This window comes from Crocosphaera sp. UHCC 0190, assembly GCF_034932065.1.
GTDB lineage: Bacteria > Cyanobacteriota > Cyanobacteriia > Cyanobacteriales > Microcystaceae > UHCC-0190.
The window spans coordinates 22,506-44,653 of the sequence record NZ_JAYGHP010000016.1; the positions used below are offsets into that span (position 1 = coordinate 22,506).

Below are 22,148 nucleotides of genomic sequence, written 5' to 3' on the forward strand. Positions count from 1 at the left end.
ACGGGCTATGAAAATTGAACAATGTAACCGATGCCTCCTCTACTCCCATAATCCTGAACTCCTAATCTGCGCGGTTCATCCAACAGGGGTTAATACAAGCAGTTGCCCAGACTTTAGACAAGACCAAAACTTCATTGAGGAGGAACAATGGGCCCCCGAAGGCTATAGTTTTTACAATGGGGAATTAATACCCAATAGACCTCCAAGATTAACAAGAGAAGAACAATGGAGAAGGCTAAATACTCATCCTATGTTTACGGGTGTTTGTCCTCAGTGCGGGCATCAATTTAATCTTAATAATCCCCCTAAAATTCATTGGGACTGTCCCGTTTGTTCTTGGGTTGATGATTCAGTTTGATAGCTAAAGTTCCATAGAGTCTGTTCTCAATCTTTGCAATAACTCCTCACGACTAAGATTAAGCAACAGACGAGTTACATCCTCAGTCGGTAACTGCAACAACTGAGCGATCACTTCCTTCATTTCCTCATCTAGTTTCCCAAACCGAACCAGCAGTAAGTTCTCAATCATTTCCCGCCTTCCTTCTGTCAGTCCTTCTTGTTTTCCTTCTTGTTTCCAATCTTCACGTTGTTGTAAATAAGCTGGTGATAAGTTCATGATGTCCTCCTGTTCTTCGCTACTTAAATTATCTCTTAATTCCAAATTCTTGCGCCAGTTGGCTAAAATTTCTAATAAATTCTCTCGGAAAGGATTACGTTCGGGCAGTTCAACTAACTCCTCTACTGCTCTTTTTTGTGTGCTGCCCTTCCCTAATATTCTCAACCATAAAGTCTCCTCATTGACTGGTAACTGATGGATTACGACTATCCCTGTTTTGAGAATTAATGGCAAGAAATAAACCCCTTTCTCCCAATTATCCCCTGCCTCAGTTGCTCCTAATCCTTGAATCATTCTCCCACTTAAGGTTGGCGTTAAAATCCATAAAATAGGTAATTCAGACTCAGTAATGCTTAAGTTTGTTCGCTTGGCTTTCCTTAATATATCACCCTGAACGGCATATAACTTTAACAAACAACTGCGAATTTCTACTTCTGAAGGAGGATTGCGGAAAGGCTCAAATAAACAGGGAGTTGTCGCTATTTTACCTAATAACCCTAAAGGGAGTTCAGTCGAAATTGACGAGGTAGTAGGTTCAAAGAACACATCGATTTCCTGAACCTCACTTTTTACTTTTTTACTCTTTTTTATTGTGCCTAGAGGTGTGAGTAACTCCTCTAAATATTCCTTGGCAAATTGGTCATGGGGTTGACGAGTCATTTAAGTTGATAACAGACGTATTGAAATATAAATAATAATCCTATTATATCACGTTGAATATTCAAAATTTATTGAATAATTTCAGCCGCTAATTTACTGAAACTATAATTATTAAGGTAAGCGTGGGATGACTAAAAACTATTAAGCTGAATTGATAATTTCCCAAAAAATGCCCAACGAGACGCGCCTCATGACCTATAATATTGAGAATATTAACGAAGCCGATAACAGAATGAAAATACAGTCAATTAACCATGAACCCATAGAAGGAACGGATACGGTATTAACCACTGTGATTATTAATCAAGTTCCTAGTCAATGTATTTTAGCGAGATTATTGATTGATGCTTTGGGAAAACCAGGGATTGATAATGATCTGGAAATGGTCGGCTCTGGTGATACTTGGACAATCATCTGGAGTCAACCTTTAGCTATCATGGATAATACTAGGAAATTAATGACAAAAGTTATCGCCTAAACTAATGAAACAGATTTTTACATCAATTGTACTATTCACTTCATTGTTAACTTTCAATCAACCTGTTATTAGTCAAACCAACTTTCAGCAAGAAATTTTAAATGCTCATAATAAATATCGTCAACAGGTTAATGTATCTCCTTTAACTTGGTCTAATAATTTAGCTAGTGATGCTCAAAAATGGGCTAACTATTTAGCTTCATTAGGAGGGAAAAAATTACAACATGATTCTAACACAAACGGGCAGGGCGAAAATTTATGGTTAGGTACATCAAACCGATTTACTTATACTCAAATGGTTGACGGTTGGGGACAAGAAAAACAGTATTTAACCTCTCGCCAATTTAACCTTGAAACCGTTAGTTCTACTGGCAATTGGTCTGATGTGGGTCATTACACTCAAATGGTTTGGAAAAATACTAAACAAGTCGGTTGTGCCACAGCAAAAGCGGGCGGTAATGATATTTTAGTCTGTCGTTATAGTCCCCAAGGTAATATTATTGGTCAAGGGATTTATTAATCAACATGGATGATTTTGAGGCTTTTGATTTACTCGATTCTGGGATTGAGTTTGACCCTAGTAACTGGCCAGATTTAGCCGTATTATTTTTAGTAATTGTGTTTTCTCTTGGGGGAGCTTTTTATGCTAAGAATGAACAGAAAAATCGGGAAAGTCAACCAACTCATCAGTATAATCGGGAGACGGGGGAAGTGGAGGAACTTGACAAGTAAGGTTCAGAAATCAAACTATAACAATAACTTAATAATTAATCTCTTTTTATGAGAACTGGCGTGATAATAGAAGTGTTGCCTCTCAAAGTCAGTTTGATTACCGCGCATAACCGCAGAAGTTATCTCATTCGCAACATTAGGAGAAAAGAGATGACCAGATTAAATCGGGTTATCAATGTGACAATAATGACGGCACTTTTGACTACTATTGTCGGTGGAAATCTTGCTCTTTCTCAGACAAGTTATCCTATGACTTGTCGTGGAGGAGGAAATCTTTCTATCAGAAATACTGGCAATAATAATGTGAAAATCAGTTTTCGCCCAGGTTCCGGTGCAGTCTATCAAGGGTTAAATCCTGGGGAATGTACTTGGACAGATAGAGCTTTACGTCCTGGAGAACCAACGATTATTTGTGACAACAGTTCTAGAGTGATTAACTACATTACTCGCTTAGTTCAAAATGATGGCTATGCAACTGTAGATGTTTACAACAACGGCAATGGCTGTATGCAAGTAACTCGATGGGTAAATTAAAATCATTGTTAATCTTTTTGGGATTGTTATTGACGGCATCTCCTGTCATGGCAGGAAGAATGTCTTTAATAAGATTTGACAATTCTTGGCCCAATAGAAATATAACCGTACTTCCCTTGAATTGCTACTGGTGCTAGACCTTCAGCAAAACTGCCCGCGTCATCAAATTGGGGGGAAATAACCAACTTGCCGTTTTTGTCGAGATAACCCCAATTAGTCGCAGGATACCAGCCCCCTGCATCTCTACCCCCACCACTGGTGGCTACAGCCCCTAACCCTTCAGAAAAACTCTGCGCCCCAGTAAAATCTGCGTCATTTTTGGGCGATTTAATGACTAAATTTCCTGTTTTATTGATATAGCCATAATCGCAATAATTGGCAGCAGAACAAGCTCCCCCATTCACTTCTACAACGGCTAATCCTGATGAGAAATTTCCCAGAACATAAGTATCAAATTGGGGACGATTAATGACAAATTTCCCTTGTCGATTAATATATCCTTTGTTCTTACCGGATTGGGATTCTGCTGCGGCCAACCCTTCAGAAAAGCTATAGGCAATAGAGAATTTGAAAGGAAGAACTAGCTGTCCTTTTTGGTTAATATAACCGTACTTTTGTTGGTAAGAATAATCTGGATCTTCAGTCTCTTTTCCTACCACTGCTAACCCTTGAGCAAATTCCGAAGCTGAATCAAACTGAGGGGAAATCATTACCTTACCTTGCTTGTTAATATAGCCCCATTTATTATCAATTTTAACTGGTGCTAATCCTGATGAAAAGTTACCAGCATCCTCAAATTGTGGCTCAATTACAGTTTTTCCTGTTTTGTCTATGTAACCATATCGCTCTACATTTCCATTCCCATCAGAATCTATGCCAATCCAAGCCAAACCTGATGAAAACCTCCCCGCTTGTTTGAATTGGAGGGGAATTACGACTTTACCCGTTAAGTCAATATAACCATAGTTATCGATATCTTTGAAACCATAAGCGTTATCTACTGGTTTCCCAGTTCCGACTTTAGCTAATCCTTCCGAAAAAGAGTTAGCATCATCAAACTGCGGAGTAATCGCAATTTTCCAATTTATTGGCTGCTGTGCTGCTAAGTTCGTTGTCGAAGTTGAGAACACAGAATAAATGCTAGTTAACAATAAGGCTATTAATAATAATTGTAAGAGAAGCCGAACATTCTTTAACATGACATTTCCCATTCTCCTTCAAATTTAATAATTTCTTGAATCTGGTTAAATTTTAGGAGATTGAAGCATTGTCCATTGCAAAACGAACCAAGGAATTTTTAAGTCTGGAATGAGCCAAGGATACTTTTTTAAAGCGGGGATCGCCGAAGGTACAATAAAACGCAGAGAACGCAAAGAAACCGGACGGTTGCCATTTTCATCAACGATATTATAGCGTTGGGCAAGTTCTGCAATAATCTGGACTTTACCTGTTAGATTCATCGTATTTTGTTGGTCGGCTAAAGCAGCAATGACTCTCCCTGTAAACAAAGGTGTTTCCCAATTGTAATAGTCGCGCATCGTAGAATTTTGAGGCTCTTTTTCATCTTCAGTTTTCCACTTCTCAGAAAATCTAAACATTTCTTCGGTTCCGACAATTCCTGGCCACAGAGAAACTGAGGTAATATTATCTGGTTTTAATTCTACTGCCATATCCGAGGCCAGGCGGTCGCAAGCTGCTTTTCCCACGCCATAAGCAGCCCCAAAAATATAAGAGAGTCCTCCCCAAGATGAAATCGTACAAATCAGCCCTTGTTGACGCTTATTCATCAAACGAGCAGCATAAACACTGGCTATATAATGGCTACGAAGACCAACATTATTGATAGCATCCCATAAACTAGGGTCATGTTTCCAAAACGGTTGACCGAATGCGTTGCCGATCTCTTTTACCCCTGAAAAAACATTATTCACCAAGATATCCAGTTGCCCCTTTTGCTCAGTTTCAATACGTTCAAATAGCAACCGTACCTGCTCATCATCACTATGGTCTACTTGAACAGGGATACAGACACCACCCGCGTCAATTACCGCTTGCTGCGTTTCTAAAAGAGTCCCAGAAATGTTTTCATCAGAGGGTTCAAGGGTTCGTCCTGTAATATAAACCGTTGCTCCGGCTTCCCCTAAACCAATAGCAATCCCTTTACCAATCCCTCTGGTTGCCCCCGTAACTAAAGCGACTTTACCCTTAAGGTTTTTCATGATCTCCCTTGACCTCAATAATTATCAATAAATATTAGGATTAACACAATTAGGTAACGGTTGACCTTGTAAACCAGCTAACAGATTTTGAGCAGCCATAATCGCCATTTGAAAACGAGTTTGATAACTCGCACTACCAATATGAGGTGTTACAATCACATTACTCAATGTTAATAATTGATGCTCTTTGGGTAAAGGTTCCGGTTCAGTTACATCAAGAGCCGCTCCTGCTATTTGTCCTTGTTGTAAGGCATAACACAAAGCATTTTGGTCAATAATTCCCCCTCTAGCAGTATTAATTAAAAAAGCTGTTTGTTTCATTAACTTTAATTCATTTTCTCCAATTAAATGATAAGTTCGTTCGGTTAATGGAGTATGTAAACTAATAAAATCTGACTCTTTTAATAACTGTTCAAAAGATACATAATTCACCCCTAATTCTTGTTCTAATTTAGGGTAAAGACGACGAGGTTTATGGTAAATCACCTTCAAATTAAACCCTTTCCCCCGACGAGCAACCGCTTGTCCAATTCTTCCTAATCCGATTATTCCTAATGTTGCCCCAACAAAATCAGCCCCTAATAATCCCATCGGTTGCCAAGTCGTCCATTTTCCTTGTTTTATATACTCTTGTGCCTCAGTAATACGACGGGTAATTGCCATTAATAAAGCCCAAGTTAAATCAGCAGTCGCTTCTGTTAAAACACCTGGGGTATGACCAACCGGAATCCCTCTAATTGTTGCTGTATTAATATCAATGTTATCGTAACCAACAGCCATTTGACTAATGACTTTGAGATGGGGAGCTTGGTTAATTAATTGTTGGTCAATTTGGTCAGTGAGTAAACATAATAACCCCTCGACTTCTTGAACCTTGTCTAACAAAATAGAATAGGGAGGAGGTTCATTTTTCTCCCAGATTTCTAAGTCAACTTTGTCTTTTAATAAATCTAGTCCCGCTTGGGGGATTTGACGAGTAATAAAAACTTTTGGTTTGGACATAATTAATCTGAGTGCCTAATAATTAAATACCATCTGCGCGGCTCGAATATTAGTTAATGGCTAAAATAGATCAATAAATAAAACCAAAGCCCCACAAATAGCTAATAATATCAGCATCACAGTATATAATCGTGTATTCATCAAATTAAGCTGACTTTCTAAGTCTCTTAATTGAGCTTGCATCGCTTTCTTATCAGCTTCATCTCTTTGCTCTAAAGCTTTAATTCGTTGTTCAATTTCTTGTTTATCTAAGGCATCAAGAGCCGGACGATTCAGTTCTTTAACCTCTCGAATCTTCTGCTCCACTTTATCTAACATCTTTTCAATGTCTTGTCCTAATCCTTCTGAGTCATTTCTCATATTTATTCCTTCTTAATGTAAAGTTTTCCAAAGTCCAAAACTGAAGATAACACAGCAGACAAATAATGAAAGGAGAACAAAAGCCGAGAGAGCATAAACAATTCTAAGCTCTTTTTTTAGTCGAGTTAATCGTTCCTGAAGTTCAGCTTTATCCCAAGTTTCCTGCTTTTCTAGTTTACTCAATCGCTCTTTAAATCTGTCCTTTTCCCAAGGGCGCAGAGGACGGTTTAACTCCCTAAGTTGCTCAATCCTTTGCTCAGATTTAGTGAGCATTCGGTCAATTTCTCTATTAAAGTTCGTCGGTTGTTCTTGAGTCATATTACAGAATGTTAAGGTTTTTGACTCCCTTGGGAATACTAACCATAATACCAAGGGAAGAAGTCATGTTTAAAATTTTATCAGCCATCCGTAAACAACCCACCACCGTCAACTATCAACAGTTAATGATAGAATTCCTAACGGGCATCGTTGAAGGCGTAAGGGCTGAACCTGACCCCTTCAAACAGGATTGGCAATACTGGTGTATTGAAGAAATTTTATTAGAACATGGACAGTTTATCAAAGGAGGACAAGCGCAACAAATCGGCATCCCTCAACAATGTTATGAAAACTGTTTAAGTATAATATTCGCTCCTGAAAATCCTGAAGGTTTAATCTATTGTGAAGGCTTGGCTTTGTCTGATACAACTAACCTTTATCCTATTCAACACGCTTGGATAATGTTTGATAATGAAGTTATAGAGCCGACTTGGAATGAATTAAGTCCCTGTTATTTTGGCATACCTTTTAATCAACAATGGGTCATGGAAAAGACGGAAGAAAAACTAGAATCAGGGGATAATATCACCAGCTTGTTAAATTATCAATCTCCTCTGACTATATCCCTTCTTAAGTATGGTTTACCAAATGAAGCTAAAATAATTGATTAAGTTTTGTATCTGCTTCAATGGTAGATAAGCCATGAATCATTATCCTTTTATCCTCATCCCTGAAGTTCTCCAAGCTCAAAGAGAACACATTCCCCAAGCCATTAAACCAACTTATCCCAACCGTCCTAAACCACCACCACCATTACCCCCAGAACCTCAACCCTTGAATGTTCCAGCCTTTCTTGTTGGAGGAGGGATAGGCTTAGGAATTAGTATTTTATCAGGAATATTATTCAGTTTATTTAATTCTGGTTTAGGGGCAGCTTTAATGAGTTTTGGCTTACTCTTAACTTTGATATTAATGGGCATTAATTCATACATTCAGATTAAATCATTTCCTAAACGTAAACAAGCTCATGAACAATTACAACAACGGTATTTATTAAGATTAGAACGTTATGGCTCAAACTTAGCAGAATTTGATAGGAAACAAGCTAATTATGGGACAGCATTAAGGGAATACGGGGAAGCTTTAAAACTTTGGGAACAACAGGTTAAGGTAAATCCCAATGAATTACAATCTATTTTAACTAATCTGAGAACTTATCAGGGAATTAATAGTCAAGCTAAACGAGGTCATTCTGAGGCAAGATTTGAAGGTTATTTAAAACAGTATTTTGGTAATAAAATTAAAATAGGAGTATGGTTACAGAATACTGATTATGACAAAGGTTTTCATTATACTCCTGACTTTGCTTATATTGATGAAGAAACTAATTTACACATTGATATTGAAATTGATGAACCTTATGGCTATAAAAGGAGACAACCTTTACATTACTTAAACTTAGAAAAAGAAATAATCAGAGATTACTTTTTCCTTGACTGTCTATGGATAGTAATAAGATTTAGTGAGGAACAGGTTGTTAAATATCCTCAAAGCTCTTGTAAAGAAATCGCTAAAATTATTAATGAAGTTACAGGGAATGATTCTATTTTATCCCGATTTCTTGAAGTAGAAAATATTGAACCTATTGAGCGTTGGACTTATGAAGAAGCTTTGGAGATGGCGAGTCAGGATTATAGAAAAGGTTATTTGTAGAGAAGCGTTACTGTCGCACTCGCGGAGCGCGAGATCACACCTTGGGAATTTAGGGAAAAATCGACCAAAAGTTGCCTCCCTGAAATTAATTAGATACTTTTGACTAAGATTGTTAAATATTGTTAAAAGGTATTTGACCACGTTTGTCTATATAATTTTAGCGTTAAGTTTCTTATGGTTTTTGTAAGATTGAGGTGAATTTAAAATAACATTAATGATATGAGTACGTTATTTTGCTCTTGCTACATTTTTACGCAACAAAGCGAAGGAGGAGATTGAAATGCTACGTAAAGTCGGTGATCGTTATGCCTGTGAGAAGTGCGGAGCGCAGCTTGTTTATGAGAAGCCTTGTCCCTGTCCAGAAGGTATGTCCCATTCAGAAATCTGCTGTGGAGAGCAGATGAAGCTCGTGCAACAACAGGCTCCCGCGAAGACGGCCAAAGAATGAGTGGAGTAGCCTCATGATTGATATTCTGTATAAGGTGAATATCCCGAAAGTTTCCTTTTTTTGTCCCCTAGGAGTTAATTATACGGAAGGTTTCATTATAATAAATAGTTAGCAGTAAAAGGAAATAGATTCGTGCAAATACGACAATATGAAAAATCTGACTTGGATGCAGTTCTTTCCTCGTGGGAAACAGCGACTCGATTAGCTCATCCATTTATGACGGATGAGTTTATTGCTCAAGAACGAATAAACGTAGCTGAAATATATATGCCTAATACAGATACGTGGGTTGTTGAACTTGATAGTCAAGTTAAAGGTTTTATTGCGTTAATGGGTAACGAAGTTGGAGCAATATTTCTACAGCCAGAATGTCACGGTCAGGGCGTAGGCAAATCGTTAATGGATAAAGCACAAGAATTGCACGGAGATCTTGAAGTAGAAGTATTCAAAGAAAACTCAATTGGCCGTAAGTTTTACTCTAGATATGGTTTTGAGCAACTAGAAGAAAAATTACATGAGGCGACAGGTCAGCAGGTATTGCGCCTAAAATTTACGGCTAACAAGGCCTTGCACTAGGACTTGTTTTTAAGTAGAAAAAATATTGAAGTGTCTTAAAAATTAAAGTTAGTAATCTGTATTTTAGTTGTTTGTAAGAAACCTAGACCGCAATACAGAAAGGTTATAACACACACACAGCTTTTCTATTATACCCCTTAAAAAACCCCGTCAAGGGACTTGTGGGGGCTAAATTTATGTGGTTGCGCCTCGTGCGCCGCATAAAGCTTATTGGTAGGACTCATAGCTTATCTCACGGCGCAGGCGCGTTTTTTAAATGCCCCAACCGCCCTATGACGGGGGGTTATCTCAAGAAGAAAGAATTTGGAAGGGGTGTGTGAGTGTGCGTTGTGTCGTTGGGGGTTTTGTCCCATGTCTGTTTTCTCTTTCCGTTCTGTTGCTGGTTCTGCGCTTGGTTCTGGCTGTGTATCTTGGTGGTGCCGTAGTTCGCTGTCGTCGTTCTCTGGTCGGGTGTTGGTGGCTTGTTTTGTCTCGTTCTCGGCTGCTTCTGGTTTTGCTGGTGTGTGGGCTGGTCGTTGCGGCCGGTCTGTTGCGGTTCGGCGTTGTTCGGTGGGTTGGCTGGTTTCTGTTCCGGTTTCCTAGCTACGTTTGGAGGGGGCTTGTCCTCCCTTTTTTCTTTCTTGTGGGTGGCCGGTTTGGCTGCCTTTTTTTATATGATGTTACGATCGCCTTCACTAAAAGACATTGGACGGTAAGGCGTAACCTGAAAGCTACTGATAATAAAGCAAAGGTTATTGATCCTTTCCCCAGTCGCCCGACTTCGCTATCGCTACGTCCGGCTTAGCTTATGAAATCGTTGAAAATTCAAGACAGGTGAACATCCTTGCCGCCCAACTTCGCTCCGTTCCTCCGCTTCGTCCGGCTGGTTATCGGTACAGAAAATTGCTCGTTCGTCGGGCGGGAGTTCCTGGTTATGAGGGTAGCTGTAGTTCCTGGTTATGATTCGCGCGTCACGCGCCCCTGCGGGGCTGTGTGCCAAGAAAGAGAAGCGGTTGCTCCGTTCCGTTTGCTCCGCTACCGCTACGCAAACTCCACTTCGCATTTGTTTCGCTTTTTGCGCCTGCGGTCTATTATAGCACGGAATAAGGCGTATTTGTAAGAATAAAAAGCTATTCCCCGTGCTAATAAGACCTTGGGGCGCAAAAAGCTAGTTTTTGCCCTCAACTAACTGGTTATGACTCATAGCTTATCCCTACGATTAAAGCCCGTTCGGGCAGAGGGAGAAGAGAGAGAGGAGAGAGAGAGAGGGTAGGGGTGTTGGCTTTTTGGCTTGCTGGTTGGTGTTTCGGGCTTTCTGGTTGTGTGGCTCTCTTGTAGTTCCTGGTGTTTGCTCGCTCGTCGGGCGGGGGTCTTTTCGGCTTCGTTGTCCTCTGTTGGTGGTGTGGCCCCCCGCCTCTCCTCGCTCGCGGTGGCGGTCGGTGGTGGGGCGGGGGTTGGCTCTGGCTCTGGTTTTTTTTTCCTTTTGGGGTTGCCTATTGCATGGCTGCCATGTTATAATGGTTGTATAGTCTGGTTTTGGGGGTTTCTCCTGTGTCTTCTTCTTTGGTTTCGGCTTCTCCTTCTCCTTCCTCTGTTTCTGCTCCGTTTCCTGGGTCTGTTGCCTCTCTCGCTGCTTCTGCTGGTGCTGCTTTTCTCTGTGTTCGTCCTTCTGCTCGTTCCTTCTCTCGGTGGGTTTGTGTTTGCCTGTTTGGGTCTGCTGCTGCTGCTGCTGCTTTTGCGGGTTCGGCTTGTTCTGCTTTTGGCTTTCCGTTTTGTGCTGTTCGGTCTTTGGGTTCGGGGTTTGGGGTTTCCGTTCCCTGCTTTGTTTCTTCCTTCTCCTCTCCGGTGGGTTCTTTGCCCTGTCTCTGGTGTTCCTTCGGTGGTGGTTCTGCCCCTGTTCCCCCGTCTCCTTCTGCACCGTCTTCTCCTTCTCTTCCTTCTGCCGTTTCTTCGGTGTTGTCTTCGGCGGCGGCCGTTGGGTTTTCCGGTTCCCGTCGGTTGGTTCCTGGGGCCGCTGCGGTGGTGGCTGCTGCGGTGGCTGCTGTTCCCCCGTCGGTTCCCTTTTCGGTTGGTTGTGCGCGTGGCGTGGATTCCCTCGCCCGTAGCCTTTGTCCTGGGGCCTCGGTGTTCTCGGTTGCGTCGGGTCGTTGGGGTGTTGGTCGGGGTGCGTTCGCGGGTCGGTCTGTTGCTTGCGTTCGTTCCGTGGCCGTGCCTGGGGGGGTGTGGGTGTCGTTTCCGTCTTCCCCTTGTCCTGTTGGGTTGGCCCCGTCGCCGTCGTCTTCCCGTTGCTTTTCGGGTTCGGGTTCGGGTTCGTGGGCCTCCCTGGCCGTTGCCTTGGGCCTTGGCCTTCGTTGCGTTGTTTGGCTCCCTGCGGGGGTTTCGGCTCCCGTTGGTTGGGGTCTGGTTTCGGTTGGTGGTGGTTGGTGGGTTTTTTCCCCCGCCGCCGTGCAGTTGTCTCTGTTCTAGTTCTTTTGTTCTACCCCCTCTTGGGGGAGTTGTTAATTAATCAATTAAGAGGTCAAAAAAATGACTATAGGAATGTGGGAAAGAATCATCATGAATGGCTATGAACCAGATAATACAATCCGAATCTGGGCAGAACTATCAGAAGATGATAAATGGGAATTTATCGAAATAGAGGGGTTTTTATCTTTTAGAGATGGTTCTAGTCATGTCTGCATTAGAAGGACAGATGAAGGTTTTGATTGGAAAAATGATGATCAAAAGGGAATAGCAAAAAGCTTTGAAGAAGCTTGGGCAAAAATGCCAGGTTTTGTTACACACCCAGATGAATATGAAGATGGAGAAATTATAAAACTATGATTGATTATCCCCCGACTCAGGGGGATTTTTTTCTAACTCAGCAGCGATCGCTTTCCTACAAATTTCCTGCCAATCCTTGATCTTTCCTTCTTTGATAGCTAATTTCATCCTCGGAGGGAGCCTTAATTGTATGCGATCGCTACACGGCTCATCCCAGTCGTGCTTTTTCTCAAATTGGTATTTTTCTAAATCTGGATTCCCCCCAGGCCGGCCACTTGGCATTTTTATTAAACCTCTCTTTTTGATAATTATAACATGGCAGCCCCATAAAAAATACTTATCCTATAACATGGCAGCCATACAAGATCCTGATTATTATAGCATGGCAGCCATGTTATAATAGAATCAGTTAAGTAAAGGAACCGACCAATGACCAACAACGAAACCAGGCAAATCTTAAAAATAGCCCTTAGCGAGTTAAGGAAGATTCAAGAAGATCCCAATCATTTGAATGTTGACCAAGCGCAGGATTTATTCAGAGCCATTGAGAGCTTAGAGAGTCTTAATAATGACTTTCAGCTTATTACTGGTGCTGACATTGCAGTGGTTGATCAACTACTCAATTGCAGAAAGTAAAAAGTTTTAGCCGAGGCGGAACCGACCAAAGCCCAGACCTCGGCTTTAACCCTCAATTAACAAATCAAAGGTAATCATCATGGTACAACAAATCATCAAAACTTCCCCTCATGGAAGTTTCAAAGTAACGCAACTATGCGAAAACGTCGTCATCTGTGAAGACATCCATAATAAGCAGAAATGGGGCAATGAAACCGATACAAAGCCAGCCTTTACCGTTTATGTAGGGTGCAAACGAGACGAAGCATCAGGATATATCAAGACCTTTCAAACTTTTTACAGGATTGAATGGTGCGAAGTTCGTAAGCCCAAATATCTCAATGATTTTGAAGTAGAAATAAAAATACCAGGAATGCAAAGGGAAACAGATACTTACGCCTTTGGCCTTGATTATTTAGTTGATTAAAAACTCATAATTATCCCCCTCTTTTGGGGGAATTACCCTCACATTCATGTAATCAATCATGACCTATTTAGACTTAGCTCAACCCTGGTTAGAGTTGGAAGCCGAGCTTATAGCAGAGGATCAACATAACTGCTATATCAACGGTCAAAACGACGCTTTAACCCTTTTCAAACCCCAAGAACCTCATAACGAATCTTACATGATGGGATGGGAAGAAACGATGAAAAAGATTACAACGGGTGAAATTAAGCCCGAACTAATCAACAGTAATGAGTCAATCTATACATCAGATGAGGAATTTTAACCATGAATGAAACCCCTAAGATTTATGTTGCTTGTTTAGCCGCTTACAACAATGGACATTTACACGGTGAATGGATTGATTGTGACCAAGATGCTGAAGACATCTATGCAGAGATTAAAGAGATGTTAAAAACTTCCCCCGTCCGACATTTTGAATCTTGTGAAGAATGGGCGATCCATGATTACGAAAACTGGCATGAGATTAAACTTCATGAATATGAATCAATCGAAAAAGTAGCAGAATTAGGTCAAGCAATCAAAAAACACGGGGCAGCGATAGCCGCTTATTATGCCCACTTTAAAAGTTTAGAAAATTTTGAAGATTATTCTCAAGGAGAATATGAAAGTGAGGAGGATTTTGTCAAGAATTACTTAACAGAAAATGGTACTTTTGAAGCCATTGAAAAGCTTGGACTATACACATCTTATATAGATTGTGAAGCCATAGCCCGTGACTGGTTTTGTAGTGATTATGTGAGCTTAGAATCAGACGGAAAGACTTACATTTTTACTAATCATTAATCATCATTCCCCCTTAATTGGGGGAAATTAACAACAATTTTGAGAGGTAATCATGAAATATTGGGCAATCTTAGATCAGGATAATCGAGTAATTGGTGAGTGGTTAGGCCCTACTCATTGGGTAAAGATTTTTGAGAAAAAATCAGAAGCTAAGCAAACAGCAATTAGTCTCAATATTCCTAAGTTTCAAATAGTCGATGCTGTTACAGCAATGCAACAAAAACCTAGTCAATTATCTCAGTAATCAGGAGAAAGTAAAATGATTAAAACTTTGGACACCATCAAATATGCAGCCCTAGCTATTCTCAAGAAAGTAGCTGTTAAAATCCTTAACTTTAAACTCTTAGGAAAAGGTCAAACCCCTTGGGCTTATTATGAAGATAAACAGGGTAAAAAACGGGCAACATTTCTTAAAAAGTCTGAGTTTAATGGGTATGCTTGGAATGATAATTATACCGAAGTAACCAACTTAGAAACAGGGGAAGTTTATCAGGTTAATAGTAATTCCTGTACCTGTAAAGATTGGTTTTATCGGGTAAAAACTGGTAAAAAACCTCAATGTAAACATCAGATAATGAGGTCAGAATATGTCAATGATTTTGAGATTAATGATCAAGACTTACCCCCTGGTTGTTTTACTCGTAAATATGAGAACCCCAAATCAATTGAATATCGTTTATATGCTTGGGTGAGGAAGTTCAACGGGGAAGAATATTATCCTGAAGCTGAAGAAATTGGGAGTCTTATTAAAACTCAGTTTTCCGGGTTAGAAGCTTGGACAAAAACGGCGATTAATGGGATTAATTTTGAGTCTGTTAATGATGCTGTTAACTATCTTTTAAGGAAAGCCAACATTAACTTAAAAGAGACAGAACAAGCTTACCAATACGCAGAATTAGGATTTTAAATCTTAATCCTGATTATCCTTTAATCTTAGTCTGAGGAACTTAAAAATGAGTCAACAACATAAATTTATGGCTTACGAACGCTTTCATTTCAACCCCAAAAAACACACTGTATACATAGGAAAAGAGGATGAACCTATCAATGCTTATCACATTCATGCTCCCCTATTAGCCTTAATCAAACGTTTCTGCTTAGGAAAAATGAGGATTAAATATGATGGATTTTACTGTTTAGATTTTGCGGTAAATATTGAACAGTTTTATCATCCTTATCTTGCCCATTTTGATTGGATTTGTCGGGCTTATAATGTCCCCCATCAATTGCTAAAAGACTTTGACCAAGAATTAGTCAATGAAAGGACAAAACTCCGAGCCAAGCAACCTCAACCTATGAATATTGACGATTTTTAATTAATCAATTGGGGGATTATTCCCCCAATCATTACCTATCATGGAGAATTTAAAATGTCTGAAATCATCGCGCATTCCCATAGCGAGCAAACCTCACAGGGGTCGCTCATTAAAATTGAAAACACAGAAGCCCTTGAATTAACAAAGGCTCATTATCAAATAATGACAGCTTTTGTTAAGGGACAAATGAAAGAAAACACAGACTATGGGATAATTCCTGGCACCAATGGCAAGCCAACGCTATTAAAACCAGGGGCAGAAAAGTTATGTCGATTATTAAATCTTAGACCTACTTTTCAACTAATCAGTTCAATAGTTGATTTTGAAAAACCGACCTTTTACTATCACTATCAATGCAGTCTTTATCATAATAGTGAATTAGTGGGACAAGGGGACGGAAGCTGTAACAGTTATGAAAAAAAATACCGTTACAGAAAAGCTGAATTAACTTGTCCTAGTTGTGGTCAACCTACCGTTATTAAGGGTAAAGCAGAATATGGCGGCGGTTATGTTTGTTATAAGAAAAAAGGCGGTTGTGGGGCAAAATTCCGAGATGATGATGAAGAAATTACTAGCCAAGCTGTAGGGTTAATTGAAAATCCTGACATCTTCGATCAAGTCAATACCATTCAGAAAATGGCCGAGAAAAGAGCTTTAATTGCTGCTGTTTTATGTACCGTTGGGGCTTCGGAATTCTTTACCCAAGACTTAGAAGATATGGACTTTGATGAATCACCTCAAAAGACAAGGATATTTAAAAATGTTACCCCCAATCAAACTCAATCATCTTCTAATAATCTCCCAGGAAAAAGCCAAAAAGACTGGTTTGAATTGGGAAAAAAAGATGCACTACTTGGGGAAGAAATGAAATATCCCAAGGTTAAACCTTATACCGATGGTTATTTTGAAGGAGAAAAACAGAAAAAACTCAATGAACTTGAACAAGACATTGAATTTTAATCCATCAGGGGGAAAAGTCCCCCTCATAAACTTCACTTCATTAATCAAGGATTTTTACAATGGAAAACGCTAGACTTTGGGAACTTTCTAACGAAATAGTCGAACTTGAAAGCTTAATTGATGAGATAGAAGACTGTGAAGATTTAACTGAATCTGAGAAAGAAGTTAGACTTAATCATGTCTTTTCTGAATGGCTTAACAGTGATTCAAAGTTTAATGAAAAGGCGGAAAAAGTAGCGCATTTCATTAAATATTTAGAAGCTGTTACAGAAGCCCGCCAAGCTGAAGCTAAACGCCTTAAAACTTTAGCAGAAACCAGCGAGAAACAAGCAACAAAATTACGGGAATATTTAGCTAAAGAAATGCTACGAGTTGATAAACGAAAAGTAGAGGGAGTGACTTGTAAACTCTCAATGAGACGTAAACAACCCCGCATCTGTTTAAATGTTGAACCCGAACAATTACCCAGTGAATACCAACGGGTAAAAATAGAAGCCAATATGACAGAAATTCGGAAAGCTTTGAAAGGTAAAAAGCTTGATTGGGCTTTCTTGAGTGAATCAATTGAATACAGTTTGATGATTAAATAGGAGCAATAAATGTATTATTTTCTTAATTGGCAATTTTTGGGAGAAGTACAAAGAAGATTGAAAAGTCGTGATGTAATTACTTTTACCAAAAAGGATGTAACAGTGCGATTCAGATATACTCATCACCCCAAAAACTGGGATGGAAGCGGTGGTAATTACTACTCAGAAAGTCAATCATTAGAAATGATGGTTTGGTGGAAAGGACAAGATCCTCGATACACGAATTGGCATTAATTAATAGTAATGGGGGATAGTTCCCCCAGGAGGAACAATGAATGTCAAACAGTTAGAATTAAACCTGAAAAATCTCAACACAGATAAAAGCTTGAGAAGCATTGAAAACTTTCTAAATAGAGAGACAAAAACAGAGCAAAGGGTGAAAATATTAACCCAAGATAGGGATGATTTATTAGTCAGAATAGCCCACCTACAAAATCAACTTAATGCCCAATATGACCCCATGCACAAAGACGCTTTATCCTTACAGAACAAACTTGAAGAAAGGATCAATCAACTAGAGAAAGAATGTGATTATCAACAACGGGAAATCTATCGATTAAGTCAAGAAAATAAGAGATTGATTCATCAGTTAGAAGACCTAAAAAAAAACAATTAACCATTCAATTAGGTGATGTTGTTACAGTAGGTAATCAGGCAGGATTAGTATGTACAATTCGAGGAAAAACCATTATTGTCAGACGATTTCGCTTTACACCAGGGGGACAATGGAGAGGCTGTTTTGATAGCCAATATCCACTCTTATTTAGTTCAAGTAGCATCAGAAACTGAGATTAATTCGATACACAATCAAGCGATTAGAGCCGTTAATTTTTATCGGTTTGCTGTTCCTAGAAAAATCTTTTTAATGATTACAGGAGGAGAAGATCATGAGTAAATTTCCTTGGTTATTATTCCATCCTAATATTCCTAAACCTTTGCATGGTTTAGCTCCCAGAGTAATTAAAGGTGATCAATGGTGGAACCAAACAAAACGAGAAGCAAAAGCTAAACTTAATCAACATTGTTGGTCCTGTGGTGTTCATAAATATGATGCTAAATATCATCATTGGTTAGAAGCTCACGAATGTTATTCTATCAACTATGGTAAAGCTGAAGTCAAATATGTAGGTACTTGCGCTTTATGTCATGCTTGTCATAATTATATTCATGATGGGAGAATGCAAATGATCGTCGGTTCTCCTGACTTTCCTCATCAAAAATATGTTAATATCATTCAACACGGAGAAACCGTTTTAAAACAATGGTTTAAATTAAAAGGATGGCAGTGGAAAGGTTATAAAAAAGCTTATGAACCCTTCTGTCCTTATTATGATATCTATCCTAATTTACCCCCATTTTCTGATAAAATAGAATGGATTGAAGGAGAAGGTCAGGCAAACTGGAATGATTATCATTTAATTGTTGATGGGAAACGATACGAAGCCAAGCATAAAAGTTATGAAGATTGGTTACGATTTTATCAAAAATAACTTAATTTTTTAGTGAGTTAATCAATAAGAATAGGGACCCGCCGGAAATGGTTGCTTCGCAGTTATTTCGCCTCCGTTCGTCCCTCTCTCCGGCTAGTTGGCTCCGCATCCGCTACGCATCCGGCTCCCCACCCCCCCAAGCTTATCGGTGAGATACCCGCCCCCCCCGCGTGGGGGGGCTGTTCTTATAAGATTGGTTAAGGTTCTCAGAGGTAAAGCTCGTCAAGTCCATCATATTTTCGACGATAAAATAAAAATGCTAGACATAATTATATTCACCACAATCATCTTAAAAAGCAACGGATATCCTCAATCAGTCTGTGCTACAATGATGACCAGAGAAGAAGAAAAAAAGCTAGAGTTTTTGATAGAAACAGCATCATCTGCTGAAATCGGTAATTTTATATATAAACATAGTGTATGTGCTTACACGGCCGAGGATCACTCAGCTTCAATTATGTTTCATTTAATTGATTCAGATACTGATGGAAAGATTAAAACTTTTTATGATATGAGTCCCGGCTATCGAGGCGGCAAAATGCCAGGCGATGACATTACCAAAGACTATGCTAAGAAACTACTAACAGATAAGCTAGACTTGGATGATCCTTTCTGTCCTTATCCCGACAATACTTCCGACTGCTGACAATACTAATAGAAGAAGACCATAAAAATACTCAAACCTCATTCTAGGGTGATGTTGTTGAAGTTCCTTTTTGCTGATTTCTAGGAGTTGTTGGTTGTGGTGTGGGAGTTGGAGGTACTGGGTTTATTGGTGATGGGGATACTTGCGGTGTCACAAAACCAGGGCTTGGCGAAGCCGAAGGGACAGATTGTTGTCCAGAGGAAGTCTGAAGTACAATCTTTGGAACGAAAATTGCAGCTACCAAAGCCAGTATAAATACAACTACATAAGTAACTCCTATTAGCTTAAACCAACCATAGAACCGATCTTTTAGATCTTTCAGATATTGATCACTGACAATTTCCTTTACCTTGCTTGGATCAAGAATCAGCTTAAAACGATTAAGACGACCTTCAACATTCTTCCATAAAATGTTAAAATATCGCTGTTGATAAGACATATTAAAAATCAAGGGAAATATTAACACATAGAACCCGTAAGCTATTATGCCAATCCTAAAAATCGTTGGATTGAATCCATCCTTGAATAATGCAGCAATAAAAGAGGCTAAAGCCACACCAACAGCCGCTAACATAGTATCAGAAAGACTTTTTATCATAGATGAAACTTGATCGGAAAACGACTGTATCACATTAGCCATATAATCCTCAAGAGCTTTTACTTGACTAATGTAGCCATCTATTTTTCCTTCTGCAAAAGTCTTCCAAAGCCACCTAAGTTCATTAACAATGTGATCTGCTTTCAACAATAGTAAACGGTAACAATCAGAAGGTTCAGTAATTTGTAAAGATCTCATAATAACAAGCTGAAAAAGAGAAATTTCATCCTCTTTTGTTAACGAAGAATAAATCCCTTCAACTCGATCTAGTAGCTTACTCGAACCAGTATAGATTTGTTCATTAGTAATATTAGGAATCTCATCCAATATTATTATTTTCTTACGCTGTTTTTCCCCAGAGTATGTTGCTATATATTGTCCCTCATTGCTAACTAATGTTTGATCAGCCGTGTAAAGAACAATCATTTTAGCTTGATAAAGAAATATTACCCTAGCAATAGGATCATCTTGTGCAGCTTCGACTTGAACCTTAAAATGTAAAGGAGTTAAGTATTTAATATCTATCCTTTTCCACCTTACAAGCTCCTGACATCTCTCGTACATTGATTTGATCTTTTCTTGATTGGGAATTTCGTTGGTTAAAACATCATTTAGTTTGTGTAATTTATTGCCGCCAAGAATCGATAAATAAGCACCATTCAAATAAATTTCATGCTCTGGTATTAATAAAATAACTTTACAAGCTGCTTCAGTTCCCCAAAAGGTAGACTCTAAATCTTCAAGAGATAATCTACAAAGTTTATTTTTGAGTGATTCGACAAACAAGTAAAGAAATATTTTAGAACGGAAATTTATTTCTGAAGGTGTTGATAACTGATTTTTTATTTTTTCAACTAAATGGTTTTTCTCAAGCTCAAATCTAAATGTAATAATAGGAGTTTTTCTTACGGTTTTCTTGAATTCATTAAGTTTTTGTTCATCTAAAGATGAATTTATCTCTAAACTATCTGATGTAAAAGTAAAACATCCTGAAAAAGCATCTCCATAAGTTTCAACAAGGTCAGTTAAATGTGATAACTGAATTTTATTAAGTTTTTGACAATCGAACTCCTCACTATAATATTCTATTCTTTCTAATTCTTCTAAATTTACTAAAGATTCTTTATCTAAATCTATTTGATTCCAGAACTCTAAGAGAGGCATAGATAATTGACTACGTTCTTCCATTTACTTTGTCACCTCTTCCCATTTTCTAGTACGAATTGTAATTTCCCAAAAATTTGATCCATCTATCGGAGGTTTCTCCTTTTTAATAACTTTATTATGATCTTCAAAATTTACTGAAATTGATAAACCATAATCTCCTTTGTAATAAATTTTTTTTCCTAAATTTTTTACATAACCTGAATCTATTGAAAACTCTCTATCAGGTAGATCGCTTAACTTTTCTTCGATTATTCGCTTGCACTGATCATCGATAGGAAGATTATTTATGACTTCATCAACATTAACTTTATTTTGTCTAATAGCACTCTCAAATGCTGAAGATACTGCTTTATTCTGCTCAGGCGTTAGTTGAGAGCGAATCTCATTCATAGCAGCCGTTCCTCCTTGATGAAATCGCTTAGTCCTCTCTCGATCATCAAGAGTTAGCTCTACCTCTAAAAAATCTTCTGTAAAAAACTGAGCAACTTCTTCCTGTTGTCGTATTTGTCGATCAAGAAGTATCATATCATAATCTTCAGGTCTAGGATTTAGACTCTTAATGAAAGCACATTTTTGCAGTTTCTCTTTTGTTGTAGGCATAACATCATTTTCAATTTCAAAACTCACATATCGTCGATTTTGCTCGTCCACCTCGATTTTCTGTCGAAAAACATCTGATGGGTCTATTTTCATCAAAGCAATAAACTTTTGATTTTTATAGTTTTGAGCTTGATAAGTACACATTACCAAGTTACAAAGAGAAATACGTTTATCACGATCAATAATATCCTTCAGGGATTTCGCTATTTTTTGTGATCCTAGTACAAGATCGAATCTTTCTTGAAGCAATAATCGACAAATTCCTGGTACTTTTGCATCATTAAACGTCTCAGTTTTAAATCGAGCAGCTTTTGTAGCTGGATCTTGCAAAGAGTTTTCAATATGCTTGACAAAATAATCAATTAATCTCTGGGTCAAATCCCCTGGATGATCTAAAGGGATACAGCGTTCCGATAAAGTAAGACCATTAGTTTCTCTCGAATTTATGCTGTGAACAATTAGCTGTTTAATCTTTATACCAGTTGAATCGCGCATAAAATTTACCTCATAGTTATTATAACTTTACTTACAGCTTATAAAAAGAAAACTGAACAACAGATCTACAACACCAACATT

Annotated in this window: 34 protein-coding genes; 25 read left to right on the forward strand and 9 right to left on the reverse strand. The window is 38.7% G+C overall.

The annotated features are described in order from the left end of the window. The first annotated feature begins 7 nt into the window (after window positions 1-7). Window positions 8-358, forward strand: coding sequence for a hypothetical protein (locus VB715_RS18500; RefSeq protein ID WP_323302699.1), 351 nt, complete (start codon window positions 8-10; stop codon window positions 356-358). 3 nt (window positions 359-361) lie between these two features. Here the strand turns inward: VB715_RS18500 and VB715_RS18505 are convergent, their stop codons facing one another. Continuing rightward, on the reverse strand, window positions 362-1,276 hold the full coding sequence (locus VB715_RS18505) for a hypothetical protein (protein ID WP_323302700.1): 915 nt from the start codon (window positions 1,274-1,276) through the stop codon (window positions 362-364). Window positions 1,277-1,466: 190 nt separating this feature from the next. Here VB715_RS18505 and VB715_RS18510 point away from each other — a divergent pair, with 190 nt between their 5' ends. From VB715_RS18510 to VB715_RS18525, 4 genes are all read left to right on the forward strand, one after another. After that, window positions 1,467-1,754 carry a hypothetical protein gene (locus VB715_RS18510; RefSeq protein WP_323302701.1) on the forward strand — a complete coding sequence of 96 codons (288 nt, stop codon included), beginning with the start codon at window positions 1,467-1,469 and terminating at the stop codon, window positions 1,752-1,754. Window positions 1,755-1,758: 4 nt separating this feature from the next. Next, window positions 1,759-2,274: a CAP family protein gene (locus VB715_RS18515; protein ID WP_323302702.1), complete on the forward strand. Its 516-nt coding sequence runs from the start codon at window positions 1,759-1,761 to the stop codon at window positions 2,272-2,274. Window positions 2,275-2,279: 5 nt separating this feature from the next. Next, complete coding sequence (locus VB715_RS18520) at window positions 2,280-2,486, forward strand: hypothetical protein (protein ID WP_323302703.1); 207 nt, start codon at window positions 2,280-2,282, stop codon at window positions 2,484-2,486. A gap of 150 nt (window positions 2,487-2,636) precedes the next feature. Continuing rightward, window positions 2,637-3,020: a hypothetical protein gene (locus VB715_RS18525; RefSeq protein ID WP_323302704.1), complete on the forward strand. Its 384-nt coding sequence runs from the start codon at window positions 2,637-2,639 to the stop codon at window positions 3,018-3,020. A 65-nt stretch (window positions 3,021-3,085) separates the two neighbouring features. Here the strand turns inward: VB715_RS18525 and VB715_RS18530 are convergent, their stop codons facing one another. From VB715_RS18530 to VB715_RS18550, 5 genes are read right to left on the reverse strand one after another with little or no spacing between them, the layout of a single operon-like run. Then, on the reverse strand, window positions 3,086-4,219 hold the full coding sequence (locus tag VB715_RS18530; protein WP_323302705.1) for a WG repeat-containing protein: 1,134 nt from the start codon (window positions 4,217-4,219) through the stop codon (window positions 3,086-3,088). A gap of 45 nt (window positions 4,220-4,264) precedes the next feature. Continuing rightward, the gene (locus VB715_RS18535) at window positions 4,265-5,239 is read right to left on the reverse strand and encodes an SDR family NAD(P)-dependent oxidoreductase (RefSeq protein WP_323302706.1); all 975 of its coding nucleotides are present in this window, start codon (window positions 5,237-5,239) and stop codon (window positions 4,265-4,267) included. A 24-nt stretch (window positions 5,240-5,263) separates the two neighbouring features. Then, window positions 5,264-6,241, reverse strand: coding sequence for a D-glycerate dehydrogenase (locus VB715_RS18540; protein ID WP_323302707.1), 978 nt, complete (start codon window positions 6,239-6,241; stop codon window positions 5,264-5,266). Between the two features lie 60 nt (window positions 6,242-6,301). Further along, on the reverse strand, window positions 6,302-6,601 hold the full coding sequence (locus VB715_RS18545) for a hypothetical protein (protein ID WP_323302708.1): 300 nt from the start codon (window positions 6,599-6,601) through the stop codon (window positions 6,302-6,304). A 12-nt stretch (window positions 6,602-6,613) separates the two neighbouring features. Beyond that, window positions 6,614-6,919 carry a hypothetical protein gene (locus tag VB715_RS18550; protein WP_323302709.1) on the reverse strand — a complete coding sequence of 102 codons (306 nt, stop codon included), beginning with the start codon at window positions 6,917-6,919 and terminating at the stop codon, window positions 6,614-6,616. Window positions 6,920-6,984: 65 nt separating this feature from the next. Here VB715_RS18550 and VB715_RS18555 point away from each other — a divergent pair, with 65 nt between their 5' ends. The 6 genes from VB715_RS18555 to VB715_RS18580 all read left to right on the forward strand — a co-directional run bounded on the left by VB715_RS18555 (window position 6,985) and on the right by VB715_RS18580 (window position 12,398). After that, window positions 6,985-7,530 carry a hypothetical protein gene (locus VB715_RS18555; protein WP_323302710.1) on the forward strand — a complete coding sequence of 182 codons (546 nt, stop codon included), beginning with the start codon at window positions 6,985-6,987 and terminating at the stop codon, window positions 7,528-7,530. Window positions 7,531-7,561: 31 nt separating this feature from the next. Further along, complete coding sequence (locus VB715_RS18560) at window positions 7,562-8,572, forward strand: hypothetical protein (RefSeq protein ID WP_323302711.1); 1,011 nt, start codon at window positions 7,562-7,564, stop codon at window positions 8,570-8,572. Between the two features lie 580 nt (window positions 8,573-9,152). Next, complete coding sequence (locus VB715_RS18565; protein ID WP_323302712.1) at window positions 9,153-9,596, forward strand: GNAT family N-acetyltransferase; 444 nt, start codon at window positions 9,153-9,155, stop codon at window positions 9,594-9,596. Window positions 9,597-10,409: 813 nt separating this feature from the next. Continuing rightward, window positions 10,410-10,538, forward strand: a complete 129-nt coding sequence (locus tag VB715_RS18570) for a hypothetical protein (RefSeq protein WP_323302713.1) — start codon at window positions 10,410-10,412, stop codon at window positions 10,536-10,538. A 588-nt stretch (window positions 10,539-11,126) separates the two neighbouring features. Further along, entirely contained in the window at window positions 11,127-12,041 is a 915-nt protein-coding gene (locus VB715_RS18575; protein WP_323302714.1) for a hypothetical protein, read from the forward strand. Between the two features lie 60 nt (window positions 12,042-12,101). Further along, window positions 12,102-12,398: a hypothetical protein gene (locus VB715_RS18580; protein ID WP_323302715.1), complete on the forward strand. Its 297-nt coding sequence runs from the start codon at window positions 12,102-12,104 to the stop codon at window positions 12,396-12,398. On the opposite strand, the gene VB715_RS18585 is transcribed toward VB715_RS18580, so the two are convergent. Further along, the gene (locus VB715_RS18585; RefSeq protein WP_323302716.1) at window positions 12,393-12,620 is read right to left on the reverse strand and encodes a hypothetical protein; all 228 of its coding nucleotides are present in this window, start codon (window positions 12,618-12,620) and stop codon (window positions 12,393-12,395) included. The two genes, VB715_RS18580 and VB715_RS18585, sit on opposite strands and share 6 nt — an antisense overlap. A 147-nt stretch (window positions 12,621-12,767) precedes the next feature. Between VB715_RS18585 and VB715_RS18590 the strand changes: the two genes are divergently transcribed. The 14 genes from VB715_RS18590 (at window position 12,768) to VB715_RS18655 (ending at window position 19,207) form a co-directional block, all read left to right on the forward strand. Beyond that, the gene (locus VB715_RS18590) at window positions 12,768-12,974 is read left to right on the forward strand and encodes a hypothetical protein (protein ID WP_323302717.1); all 207 of its coding nucleotides are present in this window, start codon (window positions 12,768-12,770) and stop codon (window positions 12,972-12,974) included. A gap of 79 nt (window positions 12,975-13,053) precedes the next feature. After that, window positions 13,054-13,380: a hypothetical protein gene (locus tag VB715_RS18595; RefSeq protein WP_323302718.1), complete on the forward strand. Its 327-nt coding sequence runs from the start codon at window positions 13,054-13,056 to the stop codon at window positions 13,378-13,380. Between the two features lie 58 nt (window positions 13,381-13,438). Further along, on the forward strand, window positions 13,439-13,684 hold the full coding sequence (locus VB715_RS18600) for a hypothetical protein (protein ID WP_323302719.1): 246 nt from the start codon (window positions 13,439-13,441) through the stop codon (window positions 13,682-13,684). Window positions 13,685-13,686: 2 nt separating this feature from the next. After that, window positions 13,687-14,205, forward strand: a complete 519-nt coding sequence (locus VB715_RS18605) for an antirestriction protein ArdA (RefSeq protein WP_323302720.1) — start codon at window positions 13,687-13,689, stop codon at window positions 14,203-14,205. A 52-nt stretch (window positions 14,206-14,257) separates the two neighbouring features. After that, a complete protein-coding gene (locus VB715_RS18610; protein ID WP_323302721.1) occupies window positions 14,258-14,449 on the forward strand; it encodes a hypothetical protein in 192 nt (63 codons plus the stop codon). A 15-nt stretch (window positions 14,450-14,464) separates the two neighbouring features. Then, entirely contained in the window at window positions 14,465-15,112 is a 648-nt protein-coding gene (locus VB715_RS18615; RefSeq protein WP_323302722.1) for a hypothetical protein, read from the forward strand. 46 nt (window positions 15,113-15,158) lie between these two features. Then, a complete protein-coding gene (locus tag VB715_RS18620) occupies window positions 15,159-15,521 on the forward strand; it encodes a hypothetical protein (RefSeq protein WP_323302723.1) in 363 nt (120 codons plus the stop codon). A 54-nt stretch (window positions 15,522-15,575) separates the two neighbouring features. Next, window positions 15,576-16,481, forward strand: a complete 906-nt coding sequence (locus VB715_RS18625; RefSeq protein WP_323302724.1) for a hypothetical protein — start codon at window positions 15,576-15,578, stop codon at window positions 16,479-16,481. A gap of 59 nt (window positions 16,482-16,540) precedes the next feature. Then, complete coding sequence (locus VB715_RS18630) at window positions 16,541-17,071, forward strand: siphovirus Gp157 family protein (RefSeq protein ID WP_323302725.1); 531 nt, start codon at window positions 16,541-16,543, stop codon at window positions 17,069-17,071. Between the two features lie 9 nt (window positions 17,072-17,080). Next, window positions 17,081-17,305, forward strand: coding sequence for a hypothetical protein (locus tag VB715_RS18635; protein ID WP_323302726.1), 225 nt, complete (start codon window positions 17,081-17,083; stop codon window positions 17,303-17,305). A gap of 37 nt (window positions 17,306-17,342) precedes the next feature. Further along, a complete protein-coding gene (locus tag VB715_RS18640; RefSeq protein WP_323302727.1) occupies window positions 17,343-17,687 on the forward strand; it encodes a hypothetical protein in 345 nt (114 codons plus the stop codon). A gap of 75 nt (window positions 17,688-17,762) precedes the next feature. After that, on the forward strand, window positions 17,763-17,966 hold the full coding sequence (locus VB715_RS18645; RefSeq protein WP_323302728.1) for a hypothetical protein: 204 nt from the start codon (window positions 17,763-17,765) through the stop codon (window positions 17,964-17,966). Continuing rightward, complete coding sequence (locus tag VB715_RS18650) at window positions 17,959-18,561, forward strand: hypothetical protein (RefSeq protein ID WP_323302729.1); 603 nt, start codon at window positions 17,959-17,961, stop codon at window positions 18,559-18,561. Before VB715_RS18645 ends, VB715_RS18650 begins: the two co-directional genes overlap by 8 nt. A 328-nt stretch (window positions 18,562-18,889) precedes the next feature. After that, window positions 18,890-19,207 carry a hypothetical protein gene (locus VB715_RS18655; RefSeq protein WP_323302730.1) on the forward strand — a complete coding sequence of 106 codons (318 nt, stop codon included), beginning with the start codon at window positions 18,890-18,892 and terminating at the stop codon, window positions 19,205-19,207. A gap of 43 nt (window positions 19,208-19,250) precedes the next feature. On the opposite strand, the gene VB715_RS18660 is transcribed toward VB715_RS18655, so the two are convergent. Further along, on the reverse strand, window positions 19,251-20,993 hold the full coding sequence (locus VB715_RS18660; RefSeq protein ID WP_323302731.1) for a hypothetical protein: 1,743 nt from the start codon (window positions 20,991-20,993) through the stop codon (window positions 19,251-19,253). After that, window positions 20,994-22,067: a nucleoid-associated protein gene (locus VB715_RS18665; RefSeq protein WP_323302732.1), complete on the reverse strand. Its 1,074-nt coding sequence runs from the start codon at window positions 22,065-22,067 to the stop codon at window positions 20,994-20,996. Window positions 22,068-22,148: the final 81 nt, after the last annotated feature.